Source organism: Nocardioides sp., assembly GCF_036274455.1.
Classification (GTDB): domain Bacteria; phylum Actinomycetota; class Actinomycetes; order Propionibacteriales; family Nocardioidaceae; genus Nocardioides.
In genome coordinates, this window is the sequence record NZ_DASUFR010000180.1 from 22961 (window position 1) to 28960 (window position 6000).

5 protein-coding genes are annotated in these 6000 nt (G+C 70.7%); 2 read left to right on the forward strand and 3 right to left on the reverse strand.

Going from position 1 to position 6000, the window contains the following annotated elements:
- The first annotated feature begins 114 nt into the window (after window positions 1–114).
- Together VFV89_RS18050 and VFV89_RS18055 are read left to right on the forward strand one after the other, a co-directional pair.
- Complete coding sequence (locus VFV89_RS18050; RefSeq protein WP_329707352.1) at window positions 115–2196, forward strand: DNA topoisomerase IV subunit B; 2082 nt, start codon at window positions 115–117, stop codon at window positions 2194–2196.
- A gap of 69 nt (window positions 2197–2265) precedes the next feature.
- On the forward strand, window positions 2266–4485 hold the full coding sequence (locus VFV89_RS18055; protein ID WP_329707353.1) for a S8 family serine peptidase: 2220 nt from the start codon (window positions 2266–2268) through the stop codon (window positions 4483–4485).
- A gap of 16 nt (window positions 4486–4501) precedes the next feature.
- Here VFV89_RS18055 and VFV89_RS18060 read toward each other — a convergent pair whose 3' ends face one another.
- From VFV89_RS18060 to VFV89_RS18070, 3 genes are all read right to left on the reverse strand, one after another.
- On the reverse strand, window positions 4502–5485 hold the full coding sequence (locus VFV89_RS18060; protein WP_329707354.1) for a transglycosylase SLT domain-containing protein: 984 nt from the start codon (window positions 5483–5485) through the stop codon (window positions 4502–4504).
- Window positions 5486–5512: 27 nt separating this feature from the next.
- A complete protein-coding gene (locus VFV89_RS18065) occupies window positions 5513–5764 on the reverse strand; it encodes a DUF4242 domain-containing protein (protein WP_329707355.1) in 252 nt (83 codons plus the stop codon).
- 77 nt (window positions 5765–5841) lie between these two features.
- On the reverse strand, window positions 5842–5994 hold the full coding sequence (locus VFV89_RS18070) for a LuxR C-terminal-related transcriptional regulator (RefSeq protein WP_329707356.1): 153 nt from the start codon (window positions 5992–5994) through the stop codon (window positions 5842–5844).
- Window positions 5995–6000: the final 6 nt, after the last annotated feature.

A 6000-nucleotide genomic window follows, 5' to 3' on the forward strand; every position in this document is an offset into this window, starting at 1 on the left:
GTTAGACCCGGTCCCGGCGGGCGTGCCTCCATGGCGCTCCGGCGTGTCGTGGGTAGATTCGACACCGAGCCGCGGCCCGGGTGGGACCGCGGGCCGCAGACCGACAGCAGAGGCTTGACGCACCACCGAGGAGCACCGATCGACACCGCCTACAACGCCGCACACCTCCTGGTTCTCGAGGGCCTCGAGGCGGTCCGCAAGCGGCCCGGCATGTACATCGGCTCCACCGACACCCGGGGGCTCATGCAGTGCCTCTGGGAGATCATCGACAACGGCGTGGACGAGGCCCTGGCGGGTGCCGCACATCACGTCGAGGTGACCCTGCACCCCGACGACTCCGTCGAGGTCCACGACGACGGCCGCGGGATCCCCACTGACAAGGAGCCCCGGACCGGGCTGCCCGGCGTCGAGGTGGTCGCGACCAAGCTGCACGCCGGCGGCAAGTTCGGCGGCGGCTCCTACGTCGCCACCGGTGGTCTGCACGGCGTCGGGCTCTCGGTGGTCAACGCCCTCTCGGCCCGCATGGACATCGACGTGCAGCGTTCACCGGCGGAGCAGGGGATCTCGTTCAAGCACGGCGTTCCCGGCGTCTTCGCCGGCGAGGGCCCCCAGGCGTCGTTCACCCCGAGGTCCGGACTGACCCGCAAGGGCGGCCGGGTCGCCAAGAACAGGTCCGGGACCCTGATCCGGTTCTGGCCGGACCGGCAGATCTTCACCAAGGACGCGAAGTTCGAGTTCGAGGGGCTGCTCGGCCGGGCCCAGCAGACGGCGTTCATCGTGCCCGGCTTCGAGCTGGTCATCCGCGACCTGCGCGGGCCGGAGATGCGCGAGGAGAAGTTCCGCCACGAGGGCGGCATCGCCGAGTTCGTCGACTTCCTGGCCCACGACGAGCCGGTCACCGACATCCTGCGGCTGCGCGGCACCGACACCTTCACCGAGACCGTGCCGGTCCTCGACGAGAAGGGCCACATGACGCCGCAGGAGGTCGAACGCGAGCTCGAGGTCGACATCGCGCTGCGGTGGGGCACCGGCTACGAGACCGAGCTGCGGTCCTTCGTCAACGTGATCGCCACGCCCAAGGGCGGCACCCACCTCAGTGGCTTCGAGCAGGGCATGCTCCGCACCTTCAACGACGTGATGCGCTCGGCCAAGGCGCTCAAGGTCAACGACGACGACGTCACCAAGGACGACGTGCTCGAGGGGCTGACCGCGGTCGTCACGGTGCGGCTCGCCGAGCCGCAGTTCGAGGGCCAGACCAAGGAGATCCTGGGCACGCCGCAGGTCCGGACGTCCGTGCGCAAGATCGTGGCGGCCGAGCTCAAGAAGTTCCTCACCTCGAGCAAGCGCGCCGAGAAGGCCCAGGCCAAGCTGGTCATGGAGAAGGTCGCTTCCGCGGCCAAGACCCGGATCGCGGCCCGCCAGCACCGCGAGACCCAGCGCCGCAAGAACGCCCTGGAGTCGTCGGCCCTGCCGGCCAAGCTGGCCGACTGCCGCGCCACCGACGACCGCAGCGAGCTGTTCATCGTCGAGGGCGACTCCGCACTCGGCACCGCCAAGCTGGCCCGCAACTCCGAGTTCCAGGCGCTGCTGCCGATCCGCGGCAAGATCCTCAACGTCCAGAAGGCCTCGGTCGGCGACATGCTCAAGAACGCCGAGTGCGCCTCGATCATCCAGGTCGTCGGCGCCGGGTCGGGACGGACCTTCGACATCGAGTCGGTGCGCTACAACAAGATCATCTTCATGGCCGACGCCGACTCCGACGGCGCGCACATCCGCTGCCTGCTGGCCACGCTCTTCTTCAAGTACATGCGAGAGCTCGTCGAGCAGGAGCGGGTCTACTCCGCCGTGCCGCCGCTGCACCGCATCGAGGTCTCCAACCCCAAGAAGGGGATGGACAAGTACATCTACACCTACTCCGACGACGAGCTGCAGCGGAAGCTGGCCGAGCTGACCAAGAAGGGCGTCTCGTGGAAGGAACCGGTCCAGCGCTACAAGGGGCTCGGCGAGATGGACGCCCACCAGCTGGCAGAGACCACGATGGACCCGCGCCACCGCACCCTGCGCAAGCTCACCGTCGACGACGCCGAGGCGGCCGAGCAGGTCTTCGAGCTGCTGATGGGCTCCGATGTGGCGCCGCGCAAGGAGTTCCTGGTGCAGGGCGCCTACGAGATCGACGCCGACGCCCTCGACGCGTGACGGGGATTCCCTGACAAATAGCCCGCTTCACCCATTCAGGTTCACTCCGATGGGGCATACGGTCCGGGGATGCGGACTCCTCGCCTCGCCATCGTCGTCACCGTCTCCGCCCTCGTGCTCACCGTCGGCAGCGTCGCCTCGGCCGACCCGGGCGGCGGAGGAGGTGGGCCGACCGCGGGCCCGGCCGCCGCCGAGAAGCTCGACAGCGGGCTGAAGATCCTGGCGAGTGCAGCCGCCCAGGGCAAGCCCGTCACCTCGTCCACCAGCGCGACGACGGGTGTCCCCGGCGTCCGGATGCTCAGCATGGCCCGCGTCCAGGACGGCCAGGTGCTCGTGAGCGTTCACGTGAACGGCTCCGCGTCGGCGGCGGCGGTCGAGCTGACCGGCGTCGGCATGCAGGTCAACAACACCAGCAACGATGGTCGCGACCCGACGGTGGCCGGCTGGCTTCCCGCCGATGCGCTGGTCGAGGCCGCCGGCCTCGAGAGTGTCCGCTCGATCCAGCCTGCGCGCGGGATGGCCGACGCCGCCGACGCGCCCGGGGGCACCGACACCGGCAGCGTCCTGTCGCAGGGCGACGCCGCCATCCACGGGCCGCAGGCCCGGGCGCTCGGCACAACCGGTGCGGGCGTGAAGGTCGGTGTCATCTCGGACTCGATCAACCGCGGAAACGGCACCAACAACGGCATCGCCACCAGCGTGGGCACCGGCGACCTGCCGGCCGGCACGACCACGCTGCTCGACGACCCGACCGGCGCCGACGAGGGTCGCGCCATGGCCGAGATCATCTACGACGAGGCCCCCGGCGTGACCGACATCGTTTTCTCCAGCGGGACGGCCTCCGACGCCGCCGGCAAGGCGACCAGCATCAACAACCTCGTGGCCGCGGGCGCGAAGGTGATCGCCGACGACATCTTCTTCCCCGACGAGCCGATGTTCCAGGACGGCGTCGTCGCCCAGGCGGTGGACGCCGCCAGGGCGGCCGGCGTGGTCTACCTCGCCTCGGCCGGCAACCGGGCCCGCCAGAGCTGGGAGGGCACCTACACCGGCACCACGGACAACGACTTCGACCCCGGAGCCGGCGTGGACACCGTGCAGACGATCGGCACGTTCACCAACAGGTCTCCGTTCCTGTCGCTGCAGTGGGCGGAGCCCTGGGGCGCCGCGACGACCGACTTGGCCATCGACGTCTACATCGACGGCGCCAAGGTGGGCACGGTGGACGACAACGACCTGGTGACCAAGATCCCGCTGGAGATCTTCCAGATCGGCATCTCGGGCACGCACACGCTGGGCATCGGGATCCGCCGGGTCGGCGGAACCGGCACGCCGTTGATGAAGTACATCGTCGGCGGCACCCCGGTCTTCACCGTCGCGGAGCACCCGACCAACTCCAACGCGATCAACCCGGACGCCGCCTCGGCCAACGGCTCGCTCGCGGTCGCGGCCAGCAACTTCGCCACGCCCAGCACCCCGGAGACGTTCAGCTCGCGCGGGCCCGCAATCACCCGCAGGTTCGACAAGTTCGGGAACGCCTTGGCATCGCCCGAGACGCGGACCAAGCCACAGCTCGGTGGACCCGATGGCGTCAGCACGACCCTGCCCGCCGGCAGCGGACTGAACCCCTTCTTCGGCACGAGCGCCTCGACGCCTGCCGTCGCGGCTGTCGCGGTGCTTCTGCGCGCGGCCAACCCGGCGCTCTCCGTCGACGCCGTGCGAGGCATCCTCACTGACACCCGCTACGCGCTGGACTGTACGGCGACCGCGGGGCAGCCTGACGGCGACTGCGGGTCCGGCTTCATTCAGGCCGACCGGATGATCCCGGCGACGCACGACACCTCGGGACCGACGATCAGCTCGTCGGTCGCCCCGGCGCCTGGGCCGAAGGGGTGGTTCGGCGGCGACGTGACCGTCACCTGGTCGGCCACCGACCCCGACTCTCCGGTGTACGCATCGACCGGCTGCGGCGCGACGAGGCTCACTGCCTCGGGAACAGCAACGTGCTCGGCGACGAGCGTGGGGGGCACGACCACGAAGTCGGTGAGCGTGAAGATCGACAGGTCGGCACCGACCAAGCTCAAGGCCAAGGGGCTCAAGAAGCTCTACAAGCACGGCACCAAGCCGGACAAGAAGAAGATCAAGTGCAAGGCGAAGGACAAGCAGTCCGGCATCGCCAAGTGCAAGATCAAGGGGCTGAAGGCATCGCCCGGCACGCACAAGGCGACGGTGATCGCCACCAACGGCGCCGGCCTGGTCACCAAGAAGACCTTCAAGTACACGATCCTCTGACGGCCTGGCCCCGCACTCACTCCTGTGGGTGCGCGGCCAGCCAGCGGGTGACGGGCACCGGCCGGTCCTGGTCGTACCCGACCGGCAAGCGCACGTCGCCACGGCTGGTCAGGTAGTAGACGTCCCAGTGGTAATAGCCGTAGAAGGCGCGCGGCCGGCGTTCCATCACCTGCCCCAGGAGGGTGATGGCTCGGACGTAGTGACGCGAGTTGTTGTAGCGGTAGAGCGCGGCGTCCAGCCCGCCGGGCCGGGCGCCGCCGTCGTGGGCGAGGTAGCGGGCCGCGGCCATGATCGCGTCGGCCGGGTCGTCGATGTCGCCCCGGCCCCACCTGGCCCAGGTCGAGGGCAGGAACTGCATCGGCCCCCGGGCGCCGGCGGTCGACGTGCCCCGGATCCGGCCCATCCCGGTCTCGACCAGGTTGACGGCGGCGAGGTACTCCCACTCGATGCCGTAGGCCCGCTCGGCGCGCTGGTAGTAGCGGAGCAGCCGCTCGGCCGGCGCGGGCCGCACGATCCGCCATGCCGGCAGCGTGTCCGACAGCACGACGTGCATCGCCCGGAGCTCCCGCCGGGCCTCGAGGTTGGACCGGACCACGCCGCGCACGGAGGGCGGCACGGCGGCCAGCACCGCAGCGTCCCATTCCGGGTGGTCCCCGAGCGCCCGATAGGCGAGCTGCTGCTGGCGGGCGGCCCGGACCAGCTCGCGTGCCGGGGTGGTCCGGTGCGAGATGGCCCGGTCCGCCGCGACGAGCCGTCGGGCGGCCTCGGCGGCCGTCGTGGGGCGAGCCACGCCTGCGGTCGGGTCCGGTGTGCTGTCGTCGGCCGGCGGTGCGGCCTCGTCGGTGGCCTCACCGGTGGCCTCGGACGACGAGGGAGCGCTCGGTTCCGGCCCGGCGTCGTGGTCAGTGCCGCTGCAGCCGGTCAGCGCGGTGGCCGCCACCAGGGCGCCCGTGGCGGCCACCCGCGTCAGGCTCAGTCCGGCCGGCCGGGCGGTTCCCACCCGGTCAGCGTAGGCACGCGGCGGCCGTCAGGAGCCTTCCTGGACGGGGTGCACCTCGTCGGCGACGAGGCCGTGCGCCAGCCGGTGCACCGTGTTGGCGGCGTCGGGGTCCGGTGCCTCGACGAGGCACCAGATCTTGCCCTGGGCCTCGTCGACCCAGTAGCGGAGGTAGGTGACGTCGTGGTCGCCCTGGACCTCGAGGTCGGCGGCGTGGGCCTTGGCGACGTCGTCCATGGTGACGGGGCCGTCGAGGTGGTGGACATCCATGTAGAGCGGCATGGCCGGTCTCCCTTCGTTGCGGTGCGGACCCCGCGAAGGTAGGTCTCCGGCCGGTCCGGACGGATCGGAGCGGCTCCCTATGTTGCGGCGACCGGCTCCCCACTTTGCGGGTCCTGCGCGGGGAGCAGGCCGAGTCGGCGGGCCTTCGTGACGGCCTCGTGCCGGTTCGCCACGCCGAGCTTGGCCAGCACAGAGGAGACGTGGTGGTCGACGGTCTTGGCCGAGATCACCAGGCG

What these genes read in the sequence shown, in the direction of transcription:
- VFV89_RS18055 (WP_329707353.1), top strand. Translation starts at nt 2,266, where the DNA reads ATGCGGACTCCTCGCCTCGCCATCGTCGTCACCGTCTCCGCCCTCGTG.
- VFV89_RS18065 (WP_329707355.1), bottom strand. Translation starts at nt 5,764, where the DNA reads ATGCCGCTCTACATGGATGTCCACCACCTCGACGGCCCCGTCACCATG.